This is a genomic window from Campylobacter concisus (genome assembly GCF_902460705.1).
GTDB lineage: Bacteria > Campylobacterota > Campylobacteria > Campylobacterales > Campylobacteraceae > Campylobacter_A > Campylobacter_A concisus_Z.
This window is the reverse complement of sequence record NZ_CABPUP010000005.1, coordinates 22890-40549: the sequence shown is the minus strand read 5'-3', so window position 1 is coordinate 40549 and position 17660 is coordinate 22890. Positions and strand designations below refer to the sequence as shown.

Here is a 17660-nt window from a genome sequence, read left to right as displayed (position 1 = left end):
AAAGAAGCTATAATCAAAAAAACTATGAAGGACGGACATGAGAGCATTTATTGGGATTTTTATACTTATAGTAAGCCTATTTGGCTATGAGATAAATCACGAAAACTGGGCAAAATTTTATAAATTTATTGGTGAGGCAAATGGTATAAAATTTGAAGTTTATATGAACTATTTTAAAGATGAATTTGAAAATTTTAAACAAAGTAAGAGCTTTAAAGTGCCGGCCAAGATAAGCGGGCATATCTTTTTTGATGGTACAAAATACTACTATGAAAAAGGCTCTTTTGAGCAAAATAGCAGTGAAATTTCATCGCTAAATGCTGTATCTGATAAGATAAATTTAGACGTTAAAAATGAAAATGGTGAGCTAAAGGGTAAAATAATCGTTAAAAACAAAGCCTATAATGCAACTATCAAAAAAGAAAAAGAGTATGAAATGCTAAATATTGGCATCCAAATGACCGAAGCAAATGGCACGAGATACGAAGCTATAATTAACGATATATTTGCCAAAGAATCGGCTAAAAAAAATAAAAATAAATTACTCTCGACACTTTATGACCTAAAAAGCGAGCGTAAAAAATGGCCAAATAACCAATTTGAAAGCCTAGACAACATCTACTATATAAATGACAAAATAAAAAGCATCTGCACCTATAAAAATAATAAAACTAGCTGCGATGTCGTCTTGCTTAAAACCAACAAAAAGCTAAAGTTAAAGCAGATTTTTAAAGATATGAACGACCCTCATCTAAAAGCAATCCTCGCAACAGCAGGTGTTAGCGAAAATTTTGTACTTTCGCCACTTGGGCTTACCTTTTTAAATGAGGAGCAAATTAGCGTCCCACTTAATGAGCTAAGACCTTATTTTAGCGATGAAATCGGACTTTAATGGCAAAAATTTGTGGCATAGATGAGGCTGGACGTGGGGCTTTAGCTGGGCCTTTAAGCGTAGCGGCCTGCGTGCTAAATAAAGAAATTTCAGGCTTAAACGACTCCAAAAAACTAACCGCAAAAAAGCGTGAGGAGCTTTTTAAAGAGATCATAAAAAGCTCAAATTTTCTCATCATCTACTTCTCAAATGCACAAATAGACGAACTTGGGCTAAGCGAGTGCTTAAGACGAGCGCTCAAAATTTTTAAGGCGCACTTTGAGGGTTTTGAGATCATTTATGATGGAAATTTAGACTATGGCGTTGGTATCACAACGATGATAAAGGCTGATAGCAAGGTCGCTGGGGTAAGCGCTGCTAGCATATTAGCAAAGGTTAGTCGTGATAGTTTAATGAAAGGCTGGGATAAAATTTACTCAAAATATGGCTTTGCTGGGCACAAAGGATACGGCACAAAGGCGCATCTAGATGCCATTGCCAAGTTTGGCTATTCAAGCCTTCATAGAAAAAGCTTTGTAGTAAAATCTTTTGAAAAATCTCTATTTGACTAAGATTAATTATCTAAGCATCAAATAGATGCTTAGATAACGCCTTTTTTTAATGGCAGCCACAACCACAACTACCGCTACTTTTAATAGCATCAAATACAGCATCGTAGTTTGGCTCTTCTGTCACTTCAGGGACGATTTGTTTGTGAATGATTACGCCATCATTGATGACAAATACCGCTCTTGCAAGTAGTCCTTTTAGTGGGCCATCGCTCATTAAAACGCCATAGTTTTTAGCAAATTCTCCGTATCTAAAGTCGCTTCCGACACGTAAATTTTCTATGCCTTCAGTCGTGCAAAATCTCCCCATCGCAAATGGTAAATCATTTGAGATGATGCTAAGTTTTACGCCGTGTTTGCCAGCTACTTTTTCGTTAAATTTACGAGCCTCTGCCGCACAAACGCCAGTATCAAGTGATGGTAAGCAGACAAGCACCTCGATGCCGTTATTTCCGCCCACGCTAAATTCGCTAAGATCTTGCGCTACGACTTTTGCTTCAGGTGCATAAGAGCCTACAAATACCTCGTTTCCACTTAAATTTACCTCACTACCTTTAAATTTTGTAGTTGCCATATCTATCTCCTTTATTATTTTTTTGCTTTTTTAAATGCTTGATCAAGATCTGTTATTAGATCATCAGCGTTTTCGATACCGATTGCCAAACGAAGCAAGTTTTGCTTTATGCCGATCTTATCTAGCACCTCTTTTGGATATGCCTCGTGTGTCATCGTCGCAGGCCTGCAAATAAGGCTTTCTACACCTCCAAGACTTACTGCTAGATCAAAAATTTCTAGCGATTTTACAAATTTATTTACATCATATTTTTCATCAAGCTCAAATGAGATGAGAGCACCGATGTCGCTTGCTTGAGCTGCTTGCATCTTTGCCTCTTGCTCACTATATGAGCCAGCAAAATGCACAACACTAACGGCGTCATTATTCTGCAAAAATTTAATTATTTTATGAGTATTTTGCGTTTGTCTATCAAACCTAACGCTAAGCGTTTTAAGCCCACGTATTAGGTAGTATGCGTCCATCGGACTGATGATGCCACCAAGCGTGTTTTTAGCAAATTTTATCTTCTCAGCCAAAGCATCATCGTTTAGCGTGACAATACCAGCGATCACGTCGGCGTGTCCGCCAATATATTTTGTAGCGCTATAAACCACGATATCAGCTCCATGATCAAGTACTCTTTGATAATAAGGCGTTAAAAATGTGTTATCCACGATGACTAGAGCGCCTTTTTTGTGAGCGATTTTTGAAATTCTAGCGATATCTGTCACTCTTAAGAGAGGATTTGAGGGAGTTTCGATAAATATCGCCGCCACATCGTCGCTTATGTCATCTTCGCTTAAAAAATTTAGATCATCTATAAATTCGCTCTTTATGCCGTGGCTTTCAAAAACAGTCGTGACATATCTATAAGTGCCACCATAGACATTGCTATTTAGTAGGACCTTTTGCCCTGTTTTTATAAGGCTAAGTGCGGCTGCTGTTGCTGCCATGCCTGAGCCAAAGCTAAAAGCGTATTTGCTACCTTCAACCTTTGCAAAAATTTCATCAAATGCTTTTTTGGTTGGGTTGCTACCACGCGAATATGCAAATTCTTGAAAATTTTCAAGATCATCTTGCACAAATGTGCTTGCTAAAAAAACAGGCGGAATGACCGCTTTATTTGGATTATTTTTAGCTTCAATGCCTTTTACGATCAAGGTGTCAAGTTTCATAAATTTCCTTTTAAAAATTTGTGAAATCTTACATAATAAAGATTAATCTTCCCCAAACCCACCCAAAACGTAGCTAAATCAGTAAGTGGTAGTAACATTTATTTTTAAGAATACATTTTTTAAATTGCTGGGATAAATTTAAGCTTTTGCTCTCTCCCCGCAAGCCTAATAAATTTTTCTTTTTACTCGCCTTTAGCTACATTTTCACCATAAATTTTACTCTACAAGATCAACTTGCCAGTTTGCCTCCTGTAGCTTCATATTTAGCTCTCTGATCTCTTTAGAAAGCTCGTCTATTTGCTTTTGTAGCGTGGCTACATCAACACTACTTAAAATTTTTATCTCGCTATTTGAGTAAAGATCGACCTTTTGGCTTGCGCTTTTGGCAAATTCCCTAAGCACGCTTGCTTTTTGGCTTAGTGTATCTTTTTTAGCGATCATTTCAGTTAGACTCACGCCTTCAAATTTTGCACTTGAGTTTGTTAAATTTATAGCCAAGATCAGCCTAAATAGCTCATCGCTTAGCCTATCAAGCTCTTTTAAAAGAAGCTTTGGATCTTCGCTAGGCCTTTCATTTTCTTGCATTTTTGCATTATCGAGCAACCTACCTTTTAGCTGCTCTAAACGTTTTTGTGTATCGGCTCTTAAAATGAGAGCCTGAGCTAATTTCATCATTTTTCCTTTTGAAATATTAAATTGAGAGAAAATTTCAAATTATATTAGTATCTTTTGGGTTATAATTGATTTAAAATTTTATTTTAAGGAAAAGCTATGAAGTACGATTTTGATACGCTTATTAGCAGAGATGGCACCAACTCATCGAAGTGGCGAATGAAAAACGATGTTTTGCCAATGTGGGTTGCCGATATGGATTTTAAGGCTGCACCTGAAATTTTAAATGCCCTACAAAAGCGTCTTGATAATGGCGTCTTTGGCTACTCATTTATCCCAAAAGAGTGGAACGAAGCGATTAAAGGCTGGTGGAAGAGGCGTCATGATGTTAGCTTTGAAAACGAGTGGATGTGCTTTTGCACTGGTGTTATACCAGCGATTTCAACTGCTATTAGAAGATTTAGCAATCCAGGAGATCAAATTTTAGTTCAAGCTCCCGTCTATCACGTCTTTTTTAACTGCATCAAAAACAATGGACGTGAAATTTTATCAAACGACCTTGTTTATAAAAATGGCTCTTACGAGATCGACTTTGAAGACCTCGAAGCAAAGCTAGCGCAGCCGCTAACAACTATGATGCTTCTTTGCAATCCTCACAATCCAATAGGAAAAATTTGGGACAAAGAAACGCTTAAAAAGATAGGCGAGCTTTGCTATAAGCACGATGTTTTGGTTATCAGCGATGAGATCCACTGCGACATAACAGATCCTGGATTAAGCTACGTACCATTTATCAGCGTTAGTGAAGAGTGTAAAAATAACTCAATCACATGCATCTCACCTACAAAAGCTTTTAATATCGCAGGACTTCAAAGCTCAGCCATCGTCACGCCAAATGAGCAGATACGTGCAAGAATAAATGCGGCTGTAAATTATGATGAGATAGGTGAAGCAAACGCATTTGCGATAACTGCGACAATAGCGGCATTTAACGATAGCCAAACATGGCTTGATGAGCTTAGGGAGTATCTTTTTGAAAACAAAAAAATCGTTATAAATTTTATAAAAGAGCAAAATTTGCCAGTAAAGCTTCTGCCTTCAAATGCGACTTATCTTTTATGGCTTGATTGTAGCGCGTTTTGCGAGGATTCAAGCGACTTTATGAATTTCTTGCGTGATAAAGCTGGACTTTGGCTAAATGACGGCAATGCTTACAGGGGAGATAGATTTTTTCTCCGTATGAATATCGCAACCCAAAGAGCCAGAGTACTGGAAGGGCTAAAACGCTTGCAAAATGGTATAAATTTATACACTTCAAAAAGATAAATTGAGTAAATTTGGCTGGATAGCTTTGAAATTTAAAGCTACCCATGCCTAGTTAATACAGCTCGGGGCATTTTTGAAGCAGTAAACATTGCCCCAACATTTTTAAATATCAAATCAAGTTTTGCTAATAAATTTAAAGACAAAATGGCCTATACTAGTTTTTATTTGCTTGCTTAAATTTAAGTATATAACCTCTCTCAATCACGATATAGTAGATTAAAGCGAGCAATTTGTACCTTTTTGAAGTGATAAATTCTATACCCATGGCTTATAAAATTTAGCAGTGGTTTAAAATTTTCAACAAAGCAGAAATTTGAAGTTAAGATAGCTTATGCTGGTTTTAATTTTAAGAGAAATTGTTTGCTAAAACAAAATTTTGAGCCATTTTTGATGTTACACTTTCTTTTAAAACAAGATAGTTTTTGCTGATAAATTTGATGATTTTAAAAATTTAGATAAAAGTAGAAATTTAAAGGCGGGAAACCCCGCCAGATATTATTTGTGAAGTTCTTTTGTGTAAAACTCAACTGAGCCTAGACCCTCTTTTTGCGCCCACTCGTAAGCTTTGCTTACAAATTCCCAGTTTATGTTCTCATAAAATGTCTCTAGGTATTTTGGACGAGCGTTGAAGTTGTCGATGTAGTAAGCGTGTTCCCAAACATCAACGACTAAAAGTGGCACTTTGCCGTCACTCACTGGAGTTTTTGCATTGCTAGTTTGTACGATCTCTAGCTTTTTGCTGCTTGGATCAAATACAAGCCACGCCCAGCCTGAGCCAAAAAGCGTTGTAGCTGCTTTTAAAAATTCCTCTTTAAAATTAGCAAAATTTGCTTCGATTGCAGCTTTTAGCTCGCTTGACATCTCACTTTTTTTAGCGATGCAGTCCCAGTAAAAGTCGTGGTTATAAACTTGAGCGACATTGTTGTAAAGCCCACCTTCGCTATTTGTTAGAATTTCATAAAAAGATGTGTTGGCAAATTTTGTATCTTTTATAAGATTGTTTAAATTTGCTACGTAAGTTGCATGATGCTTGCCGTAGTGATATTCACAGGTTTTCGCACTAACTACTGCATTGCTATTTGCATCAAATGGAAGTTTTCTAAGTTCAAACATAATAATTCCTTAATAATAAAATTTGTTGTTTCGTATTATAGCCATAAAAAATTAATAAATAAAAATCTTTTAAATTTAGCCACAAAATATAGGCTAAATTTAAGCAAGACTAAACTTACATTTTTTGGCTGACTTTTAAGCTTATGAAAAAGCAAATTTAGAGCAAAATATCCTATGTATTTGGTTAAATGGATTCAAAATTTTATTAAAAGTAAAAATAAAATAAATTTTATGTGTAAAAAAGTAACAAATGTACTTTAAAAGTTTAGTTATCGAAAAATTATAAAAATCTTTTGAAAATATAAATTAGCTTTTTGAAGTATATTTGTTACTAAAATACACATATAAAAATAAATAGCTGTGAATTTACGAAACAAAATTTCTAAATTTTTATTTTTGAAATTTATAATACGTTTAACGAAACCATTACAAAGGATAAAAGATGAAATTCTTACAAGCTTTACTTTTTACTTGTGCCATCAGTGGCTTAGCATTTGGTGCCGATAAGGTCTATACTATCAAATTTGCTCACGTTGTCGCAGCTTCTACGCCAAAGGGTAAGGCAGCTGACTTCTTTGCTAAGCGTGCTGAGGAGCTAAGTGGGGGCAAACTAAAAGTTCAAGTTTTCCCATCAGCTCAGCTACTTGATGATGATAGAGTTTTTGGCGCGCTAAAGCTTGGCAATGTCCAAATGGCAGCTCCTAGTTTTTCTAAATTTACACCTATCGTACCGCAGTTTCAGCTGTTTGACCTGCCTTTCATCTTTAAAGATGCAGAGCACCTTCATAAGGTCCAAGACGGCGAGGTCGGCGAGGAGCTAAAAGGCCTTGTGACTAAAAAAGGCTTTGTGGCGCTTGATTACTGGGATGCTGGATTTAAGCACTTTAGCTCAAGCAAAAAACCAGTTCTTGTGCCAGAAGATGCAAAAGGACAAAAATTTAGAATCCAAAGCTCAAAGGTGCTTGAAGAACAAATTAAAGTAGTTGGTGGCAACCCACAAGTTTTACCATTTTCAGAGGTTTACTCTGCACTTCAACAAGGCGTAGTTGATGCGACTGAAAACCCGCTTTCAAATTTCTATAACTCAAAATTTCACGAAGTTCAAAGCTCGCTTACACTTTCAAGCCACGGATATTTGGGCTATTTAGTCGTTATGAGCGATAAATTTTGGAGCAAGCTACCAGATGATCTAAAAGCAAATGTAAAACAAGCTCTAAGCGAAGCAACAGCTTTTGAGAGAGAAGAGACAGCAAAAGAGGACGCTCACGTCATAGCTGAGCTTGAAAAATACATCGATGCTAGTAAAAAACTAGAAATTTATAAGATCGATGATGCACAAAAAGCCGAGTGGCAGAAGGTTATGCAGTCAATCTATCCTAAATTTTACGATGTTATCGGTAAAGACCTCATAGAAAAGACTCTTGGGACAAAATAATGAAGAGTTTTTTTAATGTCCTTGATATAGCGATAGCCTCACTAAATAAAACTATCGCAGTAGTCGGGCTAGCTAGTGGAACATTGCTGGCCTTTGCAAATGTTATGGCTAGATATTTTTTCGATAAAAGCTGGTCATGGGCGAGTGAGCTATCAAACTATCTATTTATATGGTCGGCGTTTTTTGCCGCAGCATATGGCTTTAACAAGGGCATTCACGTGAGCGTAACTATCTTGGTGGAGAAATTTCCACCAGCGCTCGCAAAAGTATGCCTGCTCTTTTCACACATCTTAACAACTGTCTTTTTGATATTTATCGCAGTTTATTCGATTGATTATCTCAAAATTTTGCATGAGATCGAGCAGATGATAATAGACCTTGGCATACCTCAATGGGTCCCTATGTTAGTGCTTCCAATAGCCTTCGTTACAGCTAGCTACCGCTCGACTGAAAAAGCCATAAAAGTAGCTCTAACGCCTGCAGAAAATGTCGTAAGCAACGAAGCACATGAGCTAGCTCATGGTAGCGTAGTCAAAGATTAAGGAGAAAAAAGATGACAATAGCATTTTTATTTATCCTACTTTTTGCACTGATGCTAATAGGCGTGCCAGTGGCGGTTTCGCTGGGAACGAGCACGGTTTTGACGATGATATTTTTTACAGATATCGACGTCGCTACGATCCCGCAGCTCATATTTGACGGTATCAATAAATTTTCGCTAATGGCGATACCGATGTTTATCTTGGCTGGAAATTTACTAAGTAAAGGTGGCTCAGCAAGACGTATCATCGACTTTGCAAAGTCTATGGTCGGACACTTGCCAGGTGGCTTGCCTATGAGTGCGATATTTGCCTGCATCATCTTTGCAGCGGTCTCTGGAAGCTCGCCTGCGACGGTTGTAGCTATTGGCTCAATTATGTTTGCAGCGATAAAAGAGGCTGGCTATCCAAAAGAGTACGCAGTAGGCGGCATAACTACAGCTGGCTCGCTTGGAATTTTGATCCCACCTTCAGTTGTTATGATAGTTTATGGTGTAACAGCTGAGGTAAGTATTGGTAAGCTTTTTATGGCAGGCGTTGTGCCTGGTCTCATGCTTGGAGCTTTTATGCTAGTTCAAACTTATGTTGGCGCAAAAAAACTTGGCTTTAAAGCAACTAAGGCTGAGCCATTTAAAGTAAGAGTGCAGAAATTTGCCAAAGCATTTTGGGCACTTTTGATCGTCGTTGTGGTCATCGGCGGAATTTATGGAGGCATTTTTACTCCGACAGAAGCTGCTGCGGCAAGCGCGGTCTATGCGTTATTTATCTCACTTTTTATATATAGAGATATAAAGATAAAAGATCTTTGGGATATCTGCCTAGACTCGGCTCTTACAACAGCTATGATATTTTTCATCATCGCAAACGCCGTTGTTTTTGCATATTTGCTAACTAGCGAGCAGATCCCTCAAGCAATCGCATCAATGATACTTGACGCGAATATCGGTATGATAGGATTTTTGATATTTGTAAATATCTTGCTCTTTATCATGGGTCAGTTCATGGAGCCTTCAAGCGTTATCATGATCATGGTTCCACTCTTGCTTCCGATAGCTACGCAGCTTGGCATAGATCCGATACATTTTGGCATTATCTTAGTTGTAAATATGGAGATAGGCATGGTGACTCCGCCTGTTGGACTAAATTTATTTGTCGCAAGCGGTCTTACAAATATGAACTTAAAAGAGGTCATCATGGCATGCTTGCCGTGGACGCTGACCTTGTTCTTTGGCCTTATCTTAGTTACTTATATACCACAAATTTCTCTTTGGTTGCCAAACATAATGTATGGACATTAAAATTTAGAGGCTCAGGCCTCTAAATTTATGCTTTTGAGTCGTAATCCGCACTCATAACGATATTTTTACCACTTCTCTTACCAGCATAAAGTAGATTATCAGCTTGTTTTATCATCTTTTCTAAGCTAAATTCTCCCGTACCATCATGAGCAACTACTCCAAAAGTCATAGTTGCGTTGATCTTTATGTTTTCAAACTCAACTATATTTTTACTCAAAGTCTCTCTCACACGCTCTACGATACTTACAGCTGCGTCTTTTTTTACGCCCAAGACGACTGCTAAAAATTCTTCTCCACCAAATCTAGCTACTCTATCTTTATCTCTAAATGTGTTTTTAAATATGCCTGATAAGCTTCTTAAAACAGCATCTCCTGCGCCGTGTCCATAGGTATCATTTATCTTTTTAAAGTTATCAATATCGCACATAACGATAGCAAAGTCCCTATTTTTATAAAGATCGTTTTGACTTAAAATTTTCTGCATCGAAGTACGATTTAAAAGTCCTGTTAATGGATCGTGATTTAAGATATTTTCAGCCATCTCTTTTTCCTCTAAGATGCTTAAAAATATAAATAAATTTGAGCTCTCCAAAAGATACGAAACAACAACCGAAAATATACAAACTATACTTAAGTTAAAAACAAAAAGTAGATCTTTAAAGCCGTCAAAATCTTTTACAGGCTGGCCATCTAAATATACATAGCAGGCTATGGATAAAATTATTTGCACTGCAACTATTATGTAGTTAAAAAATTTATAGGTAAATGAAGTAAAAAATAGTATTAGAGACGATGCTAAAAACAACAACCCAAATCCATATCCCCATCCAAGTGTCAGCATACAAACCAATGCATGAAATAAAATTTCAAGCTGGACTATAAGCATTGTTATCTTGTTATTTTCAGGGCTATCGTAAATAAGCCTTAAAAGAAAAAGATAGGTTGCTACTGAAAATACATTCGTAACTGCTAGAATTTCTTCTTTCATAAATAAAAAAATAAAAAAATAACAGACGTGAGTTAATAATATTGAAAATATGATAATTTTTTGAGCTGTATAGAGTGAAATTCTACGCATCCGAGCCCTTTTTTAAAATTTCTAATTCGATGCGGTCTTTGCCATTTTGCTTGCCTTCGTAAAGCAGCTTATCTACTAAAGTTATGGCTTGCTCAAAATCCACCTCAATACCATTTGCACATATTAGCATGCCAAAGGTCATAGTAACTGGAGTTTTATCTGGAAGTTTTGCGTTGTTTATCTGTTTTTTAAGCCTTTTGCTCACTTCGTGGATAAATTCTATCTTTGTATCGGGCAAGATTATCAAAAATTCTTCTCCACCCCAGCGACAAACATAGTCTTTGCCTCTGAATGATTTCTTCAAGGCACTGGCTACATCTTTTAAGACCTCATCACCACAGTCATGTCCATATGTATCGTTTATTTTTTTAAAATTATCAATATCGCCTAACATTATGACTAAATTTGTATTACCACTTCTTTCCTTGTTAGCAACTAGTTCAAATCTTAAAGTTTTTTCTATTGTTCTTCTATTTAAAAGCTGCGTTAAAAAATCATGCTTCGAGTCCTTTTCAAGCTCTTCCGTCTCTTTTCTTATTTGCTGATATCCACTAGATGTGATGATATCTGCAAACATTGAAAGTCTTAAAACAATAAAAAAAGCAAAAACAATACTGCACACGACTATCGCCCCTCGTATAGCTGATGGGATCAGCGGCGCCTCATCTTTATGAATAAAATAAAGAAGTATAAGCAAGATTAATTCTAAAAATGCCATTATATAAGTAAGACTCTTTGAATCAAACGCTAGGAAGTAGTTTATAAAAATTACACCAACAAGTATTATCCAAATTCCAGTATTCCAACCCATAGTAGTAACAATAATAGTAACAAGTAATATGATATTTAGGTGAAATGCAAGAGATATTAATACTCTATATTTTATGTCAAATTTTATTCTAAGCAATATTCCAGCTGCTATAAAAAATAAACACATAAAAAGTAGTGGTGTAGCTATGATCATAAAAAGCAACAAAGATAGTGCATTTACAGCTATCATAACGTCTAATATCGTTTTATAGATATCATCGATCGCTTTATAACTACTTTGATCTACAAAATCGTGTGTCAAACAAAACTCCCTGTAAATTTATTCCATTAAATTTCATTAAGTCATTCTAATAAGAGTCGTAACTATCTTCGTCCTCGTCACTATCTTCGTAGTTGTAGTCATTTTCATCGTAATTATAGTCATAACTATCGCTACTATCGTCCTCATCGTCATTAAATTCAGAGTAGTCTTCTTCTACTTCTTCATAGTCAAAATCATCACTCATTGTTTTCTCCTTAAATTTTATCTTTGACGCTTTCAATATACAAGCTTTGGCTTGGGAATGCGAAATTTAGACCATTTTGCTTTAAAATATCCATAATCTTTAGCATTACATCTTGTTTGACATCTAAAAATTCTCCCCAAACGATAGTCTTTGCAAAACAATAAACTAAGATATTTATTGAGCTATCTGCAAAATCATCAACTACGACAAATAAATTTGATTTATATCCAGCATAATCATCAACTGAAACTATACTTTGTCTATATTTTAGCCCTTTTTTCTTTGCTGTTATATCCTCACTTTTGGCAATATCTGGATGATTTATCAACATAGTTTTTATGTCATCTACACATTTTTTAATCTCATCAGTTGTCGCTCCATACTCAATGCCTATTAGCATTCTGATACGTCTACCAACTTTTCTTCTACTCCAGTTTCTAACAGGATCACTTGCTAGCTTTGAGTTTGGCACAAAGATTAAAGCATTATCAAAACTTCTGATAGTCGTCTTTCTAAAGCCAACCTCAACAACAGTACCCTCTATATCACCACAAACTATCCAGTCACCTTGCGAAAATGAATTATCAAAAAGCATCATAACAGAAGCAAAGAAGTTTGCGATGATATCTTTTGCAGCAAATGCAACAGCAAGACCACCGATACCAAGTGAAGCTATGAGTGCTGATATATCAAAGCCAAGCTTTTGAAGAATTAGTAAAAGTGCGATTATTAATACAATTACATATACTACTTTTAAAACTAAATTTACGACCTCTTTTCGTCTACTCTTTTGTGCAATTTTATCGATTATTACTATGCCATAACCATTTAGGATAGTTAAAACAAGCCATGAAAATGCGACTATATAGACGATCGAGAAGATATTTGCTAGAGTTAGTGGCACTGGTACTGGATAAAAGCCAACACCGATACAAATATTTAGTGCATAAATGATAAGAAGTGCAGATATAGGCTTTTTAACGATATCTACTATCTGATCCTTTGCCTCCTTTACGCCTTCACCTGATGCAATGAGTGACATAAGCCAGTATGTGAGTTTGGCAAGAATTCTTGTAAGTGAGACAAAAAATAAAAATACTACGATTATAACTACGATTTTACCAACGTTGAATTTTGCCGAATTTATAGAAGTTAGCTTATTTATATATTCGACCGTATCGACTAAATTTAGCTCTGATAAGATCATGCTTGAGCTTAGAAGATCGGCATTGTTTTTAAGATAGATTAAAATTTCCTCATCAGTCTCTTTTTTTAAATCAAGCTCGGCAAATGCGTTATCGTAAGAGCTTGAAGTCTCATTTAGTGAATCTTTTAGCTCTTTTATACTGACGTAAGAATTTGTTTGTAAATTTAAAAGTCCGTTATCTATCACCTCTTTGATAGAATTTGCCTTAGCACCCTTTTTAAATATCTCTTCAAGGCTGATGAGTGCCGAGTAGTAAGCGTAGTCGACTTTCATCTTTTCAAGTTCAATGGCGCTTTGGATATAAGCGTCTTTATTTAATTGCTTCTCTAATCTAGCTACTTTTTTTTCTAGATTATTTTTTTGCAAAATAAATTTGTCAATATCGCTTTGAGTCACTTCAATCTGCATGATATATAGCGGAATTTTTTCCAAAAGATCGTTCTTCTTCTTCTGAAGGCTGGCTAAATTTGAATTATCTGTTTTTGAAGAGTTTGTATCTTTTTGCTGTGCTTTTATAATCTGGATTTGATTGTTTAAAGTTAAGATCTGATTTGTTAGGCTTATGATGCTTTCTTCTTGCGTTTTATTATCTTCGGCACCAAAAAGAGTTAAAAATGAGAGCAAGACGATGGTTAAAATTTTACGCATTTTCACCCCTTTTATCTGCTAAAAGTTTGAATGTACCCTCTTTTAAATCGTAGCTGAAAATTTCACCAGTTTCTATAATGTAGTGCCAGCCATAAATTTGAAGGTTTCCTCTTTCATACTCCTCTTTTACATTTGGATAAGTCATTATATTTTCGATCGAATTTATCACATTTAATCTCTCAGTTAGCCACGCCATCTTTGCTGGATCGTCGCTTGTAAATTTAAGTACTTCTCGCTTGATCGGCTCTATTAGCTTTATCCAATTTCTAACATTTGGCGTAGTTTTGAGCTTTTTTTCATCCATATAAAGCGCTGCGCATCCACCACAATCAGAGTGTCCGCAAATAATGATATTTTTGATATTTAAAAGCTCTAATGCATATTCGATAGCCGAAGTCGTTGCCAAAAATTCCTCGCTCACTCTATAAGGTGGCACGATGTTCGCGATATTTCGTACCATAAAAAGCTCTCCCGGAAGGCAGTTTGTTATCAAATTTGGTACTACTCTTGAGTCCACACAGGATATAAAAAGGGTATGTGGGTCTTGTCTATTTTGTAGACTTTTAAAGAGCTCTTCATGCTCTAAAAAGCCATCTTCCATAAATTTTACCGCACCTTCAAGTAGCGAATCATCCATAGAAATTTATCTCCATTTTTTATATTTTTACGCGATTATAGCAACTTTTATTTAATCTAAAAAATACTTTAATATATAAATTTTTAACTAATACAATTTATTAAAATTCTTTTTATTCATTGTTTAATTATTTTAGGCTAAATTCATTCAAAAATTCATAAGGAGATAAAATGAGTCTGTATGATAGGAACTACGCAAAACAAAATCAAGAAGAACTTGCGTATTCTCAAAGCTCACTAAGCACTTTTATAAAACAAACTTATCAACTTTTTGCAGCATCACTACTTTCAGCAACAGCTGGCGCTTATGTAGGTATTAGTATCGCTAGCGTTTTTGCGGCAAATAGATTTTTGTTTTGGGGACTTGTTATAGTCGAGTTTGCACTACTTTTTGGCTTAATGGCAGCTAAACGTAAAGAGGGGTTAAATTTAATACTTCTATTTGCGTTTACTTTCATAAGTGGTCTTACGCTAACTCCGCTACTTTCAGCGATCTTGGCTATGCCAAGTGGAGCTGGTATTGTAGCTCAAGCATTTGGACTAACAACAGTTGCTTTTGGTGCATTAAGTGTCTTTGCAATGAATGCAAAACGTGACTTTACAACAATGGGTAAAATGTTGTTCATAACCCTAATTGTTATAGTTGCAGCAGCTATTATCAATATTTTCGTTAAAAGTACAATGTTTCAACTTGTAATCGCAAGTATTTCATCGATCCTGTTTAGCGCATATATACTTTTTGATACGCAAAATATTATCCGTGGAAACTATGAAACACCAGTTGAAGGCGCAGTTGCTTTGTATCTTGATTTTGTAAATCTATTTACATCATTACTACAAATTTTAGGAATTTTTAATAGAAATGACTAAAGATGAGCGCATCTACCGAGTAATAGATGCGAATCTAAATAGGCTAAAAGAAGGGCTTCGCGTCGTTGAAGATATAAAAAGATATGTCTTTGATGACGCTAAGCTCGCCTATAAGATAAAATCCCTCCGCCACAAGGCAAAGATCCCACAAAAAGAATTTTTAAAATTTAGAAATTCTCAAAACGACGTTTTAAAAACTAGCACAAAAAGCGAGCAAGCTAGAGAAAATTTAGACGAGATAATCACTGCAAATTTCAAGCGCGCCCAGGAAAGCGCTCGCGTGCTTGAAGAGTGCTTTAAGCTCATAAATTTAGAACAAGCTGAGCTTTTTAAAAGCATAAGATACGAGCTTTATGAGATTGAAAAAGAACTTTAACTAAAAATTTAAATCTTTTCTTGTATAATCGCAACCAATTATTTTTAAAAATTTAAAGGAAATTTCGTGAGTTTAATATTTTTGATCTTACAGTTTGCGCTAGCTGTTATAATAACTATCGCTGTTTTGCTTCAAAAAAGCTCATCTATCGGACTTGGGGCATATAGCGGAAGCAACGAAAGTCTTTTTGGAGCAAAAGGACCAGCTGGGTTTTTAGCTAAATTTACTTTTATTGTAGGTATTTTATTTATCTTAAATACACTTGCACTTGGATACTTCTACAATAAAGATCTAAAGCGCTCTATCGTTGATAGCGTCGATAGTAAATCTCTAGTCATACCAAAATCAAACGACGTACCATCAGCTCCTAGCGCACCACAAACTCCAGCAAAATAACAATGATAAAAACACTTTTAGCGTCATTCTTGGCGCTAACATTTGCTTTAGCAGACGCTCATATTTTAGTCTATCATCGCTTTGATGATCCAAGACATACAAGCACTGATATTTCTATTAAAAATTTAAGAGAACAATTTGAATACTTTAAAAACAACGGCTACGAGGTCGTAAAGCTCTCTAAGCTAGTTGATGCGCTAAATTCTGGAGAAGAAATACCAGATAACTGGATTGTCATTACTATTGATGATGGCTACAAAAGCTTTTATGATAACGCGCTTAATGTTTTTAAAGAATACAACTATCCATTTGCCATTATGATATATGTCGAGGCTATTGCTGGAAAATATGGTGATTATCTGACATTTGATCAGCTAAAAGAGCTAGAAGCTTATGGCGAGATTGGCTACCACTCATACGCACACCCAAGGATGACCAAACTTAGTGATGAGGCACTAAGAGAAGATTTTCAAAAAGGTGTAGAAACATTTGAAAAGCACATGGGTTATAAACCAAAATTTTTTGCAGTACCTTATGGTGAGATTGATAGTCGAGTTGTAAAACTTGCAAAAGAATTTGGTTTTTTAGCCCTTTTAAACCAAAACTCAGGTGCTGTTTCAGACAAAAGTGATGTTTACGATCTTTATAGAACGCCCGTAATGAACGGTACCAAAATAGCACTAACGTTTAATAGCAAATTTTTAAATGCCCAGTGGATATTTCCGGATAGCTACCCACAAAATAATGCAATAGACAAACTTATTATAAAAACTGATACAAATGCTAGTGAAGGTAATTTTTTCATGACTGGCTTTAATGGCTTTAAAAAGGTACCTATGACAAATGGTGTTTTTGAGTGTAAATTTAACCCACCTCTTGATAAACGCAAAGTTTTAATATCACTAAAAGTAGATCATCAACGAAGTACAAAACTTCTAATAAAGGACATCAATGCTAAATAAAATTTATGAAACACAAAAAGAAGGCTGCGAAAAAGCAATAGCTTCATTAAAACGTGACTTTACAACGCTTAGAACGGGCAAGGTAAACATTAATATTGTAGATCATGTAATGGTTGATTATTACGGCTCACCAACTCCGCTCAACCAAGTAGCCACTGTGCTTACAAGCGACGCTTCAACTATCGCTATCACACCTTGGGAAAAGAGCATGATAAAAGCGATCTCTTCAGCTATCCAAGCAGCAAATATCGGTGTCAATCCAAATAGTGATGGTGAGAGTGTTAAGCTATTTTTCCCGCCTATGACCGTCGAGCAACGCCAAGAAAATGCAAAACATGCAAAATCAATGGGGGAAAAAGCCAAAGTTAGTATAAGAAACGTAAGAAAAGATGCAAATGATGAAGTCAAAAAGCTTGAAAAAGACAAAGCTATAACTGAGGACGAGAGCAAAAAGGGACAAGATGAGGTTCAAAAGATAACTGACACCTACACTGCAAAAATCGATACTCTTGTAAAAGAAAAAGAAGCCGAGCTTTTAAAAATCTAAAATTTTTAGAAATTTTTCCTTATCTAGCTACTTTTATGTGGCTAGATATTCTCTCAAAATAATATTTCAAAAAAATATTTATTAGCAAGTAGTTTATTTTTTTGTCTGTTGTGTTTTATCTATTAAATATAAATAGAACCTAGACTGCATAAAATATAGCTACCACTTT

The 17660-nt window shown here is 35.6% G+C and carries 20 protein-coding genes; 11 read left to right on the top strand and 9 right to left on the bottom strand.

Annotation, left to right across the window (positions count from 1 at the left end):
- Window positions 1-37 precede the first annotated feature (37 nt).
- Window positions 38-892: an S-adenosylmethionine tRNA ribosyltransferase gene (locus F3G75_RS07730; protein ID WP_149717152.1), complete on the top strand. Its 855-nt coding sequence runs from the start codon at window positions 38-40 to the stop codon at window positions 890-892.
- Entirely contained in the window at window positions 892-1443 is a 552-nt protein-coding gene (rnhB, locus tag F3G75_RS07725) for a ribonuclease HII (protein WP_072595220.1), read from the top strand. Before F3G75_RS07730 ends, rnhB begins: the two co-directional genes overlap by 1 nt.
- A gap of 46 nt (window positions 1444-1489) precedes the next feature.
- Here rnhB and tpx read toward each other — a convergent pair whose 3' ends face one another.
- The 3 genes from tpx to F3G75_RS07710 form a co-directional block, all read right to left on the bottom strand.
- Window positions 1490-2014 (bottom strand): thiol peroxidase, encoded by a 525-nt coding sequence (gene tpx, locus F3G75_RS07720; RefSeq protein ID WP_103618633.1) that lies wholly within the window; start codon window positions 2012-2014, stop codon window positions 1490-1492.
- A gap of 14 nt (window positions 2015-2028) precedes the next feature.
- Window positions 2029-3171 carry a trans-sulfuration enzyme family protein gene (locus F3G75_RS07715; protein ID WP_149717151.1) on the bottom strand — a complete coding sequence of 381 codons (1143 nt, stop codon included), beginning with the start codon at window positions 3169-3171 and terminating at the stop codon, window positions 2029-2031.
- Between the two features lie 216 nt (window positions 3172-3387).
- The gene (locus F3G75_RS07710) at window positions 3388-3843 is read right to left on the bottom strand and encodes a DIP1984 family protein (RefSeq protein ID WP_149717150.1); all 456 of its coding nucleotides are present in this window, start codon (window positions 3841-3843) and stop codon (window positions 3388-3390) included.
- A gap of 99 nt (window positions 3844-3942) precedes the next feature.
- Here F3G75_RS07710 and F3G75_RS07705 point away from each other — a divergent pair, with 99 nt between their 5' ends.
- Window positions 3943-5109, top strand: coding sequence for a MalY/PatB family protein (locus tag F3G75_RS07705; protein WP_149717149.1), 1167 nt, complete (start codon window positions 3943-3945; stop codon window positions 5107-5109).
- 495 nt (window positions 5110-5604) lie between these two features.
- On the opposite strand, the gene sodB is transcribed toward F3G75_RS07705, so the two are convergent.
- Entirely contained in the window at window positions 5605-6222 is a 618-nt protein-coding gene (gene sodB, locus F3G75_RS07700) for a superoxide dismutase [Fe] (RefSeq protein WP_149717148.1), read from the bottom strand.
- A gap of 442 nt (window positions 6223-6664) precedes the next feature.
- Between sodB and F3G75_RS07695 the strand changes: the two genes are divergently transcribed.
- Genes F3G75_RS07695 through F3G75_RS07685 form a run of 3 tightly spaced genes read left to right on the top strand, consistent with a single transcriptional unit; the run spans window position 6665 to window position 9494 of the window.
- Entirely contained in the window at window positions 6665-7657 is a 993-nt protein-coding gene (locus F3G75_RS07695; protein WP_149717147.1) for a DctP family TRAP transporter solute-binding subunit, read from the top strand.
- Window positions 7657-8199: a TRAP transporter small permease gene (locus F3G75_RS07690; protein WP_087586675.1), complete on the top strand. Its 543-nt coding sequence runs from the start codon at window positions 7657-7659 to the stop codon at window positions 8197-8199. Before F3G75_RS07695 ends, F3G75_RS07690 begins: the two co-directional genes overlap by 1 nt.
- Before the next feature lie 11 nt (window positions 8200-8210).
- On the top strand, window positions 8211-9494 hold the full coding sequence (locus tag F3G75_RS07685; protein WP_107691600.1) for a TRAP transporter large permease: 1284 nt from the start codon (window positions 8211-8213) through the stop codon (window positions 9492-9494).
- Window positions 9495-9519: 25 nt separating this feature from the next.
- On the opposite strand, the gene F3G75_RS07680 is transcribed toward F3G75_RS07685, so the two are convergent.
- The 5 genes from F3G75_RS07680 to F3G75_RS07665 all read right to left on the bottom strand — a co-directional run bounded on the left by F3G75_RS07680 (window position 9520) and on the right by F3G75_RS07665 (window position 14341).
- Entirely contained in the window at window positions 9520-10482 is a 963-nt protein-coding gene (locus tag F3G75_RS07680) for a GGDEF domain-containing protein (protein WP_316350938.1), read from the bottom strand.
- 82 nt (window positions 10483-10564) lie between these two features.
- Window positions 10565-11644, bottom strand: a complete 1080-nt coding sequence (locus tag F3G75_RS07675) for a GGDEF domain-containing protein (RefSeq protein WP_223154374.1) — start codon at window positions 11642-11644, stop codon at window positions 10565-10567.
- 46 nt (window positions 11645-11690) lie between these two features.
- On the bottom strand, window positions 11691-11849 hold the full coding sequence (locus tag F3G75_RS09335) for a hypothetical protein (protein WP_021091126.1): 159 nt from the start codon (window positions 11847-11849) through the stop codon (window positions 11691-11693).
- Window positions 11850-11859: 10 nt separating this feature from the next.
- Window positions 11860-13704: a mechanosensitive ion channel family protein gene (locus F3G75_RS07670; RefSeq protein WP_149717145.1), complete on the bottom strand. Its 1845-nt coding sequence runs from the start codon at window positions 13702-13704 to the stop codon at window positions 11860-11862.
- Entirely contained in the window at window positions 13697-14341 is a 645-nt protein-coding gene (locus F3G75_RS07665; protein WP_072595207.1) for a carbonic anhydrase, read from the bottom strand. Before F3G75_RS07665 ends, F3G75_RS07670 begins: the two co-directional genes overlap by 8 nt.
- A 170-nt stretch (window positions 14342-14511) precedes the next feature.
- Here F3G75_RS07665 and F3G75_RS07660 point away from each other — a divergent pair, with 170 nt between their 5' ends.
- From F3G75_RS07660 to frr, 5 genes are all read left to right on the top strand, one after another.
- Window positions 14512-15210: a Bax inhibitor-1/YccA family protein gene (locus F3G75_RS07660; protein WP_149717144.1), complete on the top strand. Its 699-nt coding sequence runs from the start codon at window positions 14512-14514 to the stop codon at window positions 15208-15210.
- Window positions 15203-15586, top strand: a complete 384-nt coding sequence (locus F3G75_RS07655; RefSeq protein WP_103604001.1) for a thiamine-phosphate pyrophosphorylase — start codon at window positions 15203-15205, stop codon at window positions 15584-15586. The genes F3G75_RS07660 and F3G75_RS07655 overlap by 8 nt, the downstream gene beginning before the upstream one ends.
- A gap of 66 nt (window positions 15587-15652) precedes the next feature.
- Entirely contained in the window at window positions 15653-15982 is a 330-nt protein-coding gene (secG, locus tag F3G75_RS07650) for a preprotein translocase subunit SecG (RefSeq protein WP_021091090.1), read from the top strand.
- A gap of 2 nt (window positions 15983-15984) precedes the next feature.
- Window positions 15985-16944: a polysaccharide deacetylase family protein gene (locus F3G75_RS07645; protein WP_149717143.1), complete on the top strand. Its 960-nt coding sequence runs from the start codon at window positions 15985-15987 to the stop codon at window positions 16942-16944.
- Window positions 16934-17491, top strand: a complete 558-nt coding sequence (gene frr / locus F3G75_RS07640) for a ribosome recycling factor (protein WP_072595202.1) — start codon at window positions 16934-16936, stop codon at window positions 17489-17491. The genes F3G75_RS07645 and frr overlap by 11 nt, the downstream gene beginning before the upstream one ends.
- Window positions 17492-17660 lie beyond the last annotated feature (169 nt).

What these genes read in the sequence shown, in the direction of transcription:
- F3G75_RS07730 (WP_149717152.1), top strand. Translation starts at nt 38, where the DNA reads ATGAGAGCATTTATTGGGATTTTTATACTTATAGTAAGCCTATTTGGC.
- rnhB (WP_072595220.1), top strand. Translation starts at nt 892, where the DNA reads ATGGCAAAAATTTGTGGCATAGATGAGGCTGGACGTGGGGCTTTAGCT.
- tpx (WP_103618633.1), bottom strand. Translation starts at nt 2,014, where the DNA reads ATGGCAACTACAAAATTTAAAGGTAGTGAGGTAAATTTAAGTGGAAAC.
- F3G75_RS07715 (WP_149717151.1), bottom strand. Translation starts at nt 3,171, where the DNA reads ATGAAACTTGACACCTTGATCGTAAAAGGCATTGAAGCTAAAAATAAT.
- F3G75_RS07710 (WP_149717150.1), bottom strand. Translation starts at nt 3,843, where the DNA reads ATGAAATTAGCTCAGGCTCTCATTTTAAGAGCCGATACACAAAAACGT.
- F3G75_RS07705 (WP_149717149.1), top strand. Translation starts at nt 3,943, where the DNA reads ATGAAGTACGATTTTGATACGCTTATTAGCAGAGATGGCACCAACTCA.
- sodB (WP_149717148.1), bottom strand. Translation starts at nt 6,222, where the DNA reads ATGTTTGAACTTAGAAAACTTCCATTTGATGCAAATAGCAATGCAGTA.
- F3G75_RS07695 (WP_149717147.1), top strand. Translation starts at nt 6,665, where the DNA reads ATGAAATTCTTACAAGCTTTACTTTTTACTTGTGCCATCAGTGGCTTA.
- F3G75_RS07690 (WP_087586675.1), top strand. Translation starts at nt 7,657, where the DNA reads ATGAAGAGTTTTTTTAATGTCCTTGATATAGCGATAGCCTCACTAAAT.
- F3G75_RS07685 (WP_107691600.1), top strand. Translation starts at nt 8,211, where the DNA reads ATGACAATAGCATTTTTATTTATCCTACTTTTTGCACTGATGCTAATA.
- F3G75_RS07680 (WP_316350938.1), bottom strand. Translation starts at nt 10,482, where the DNA reads ATGAAAGAAGAAATTCTAGCAGTTACGAATGTATTTTCAGTAGCAACC.
- F3G75_RS09335 (WP_021091126.1), bottom strand. Translation starts at nt 11,849, where the DNA reads ATGAGTGATGATTTTGACTATGAAGAAGTAGAAGAAGACTACTCTGAA.
- F3G75_RS07670 (WP_149717145.1), bottom strand. Translation starts at nt 13,704, where the DNA reads ATGCGTAAAATTTTAACCATCGTCTTGCTCTCATTTTTAACTCTTTTT.
- F3G75_RS07665 (WP_072595207.1), bottom strand. Translation starts at nt 14,341, where the DNA reads ATGGATGATTCGCTACTTGAAGGTGCGGTAAAATTTATGGAAGATGGC.
- F3G75_RS07660 (WP_149717144.1), top strand. Translation starts at nt 14,512, where the DNA reads ATGAGTCTGTATGATAGGAACTACGCAAAACAAAATCAAGAAGAACTT.
- F3G75_RS07655 (WP_103604001.1), top strand. Translation starts at nt 15,203, where the DNA reads ATGACTAAAGATGAGCGCATCTACCGAGTAATAGATGCGAATCTAAAT.
- F3G75_RS07645 (WP_149717143.1), top strand. Translation starts at nt 15,985, where the DNA reads ATGATAAAAACACTTTTAGCGTCATTCTTGGCGCTAACATTTGCTTTA.
- frr (WP_072595202.1), top strand. Translation starts at nt 16,934, where the DNA reads ATGCTAAATAAAATTTATGAAACACAAAAAGAAGGCTGCGAAAAAGCA.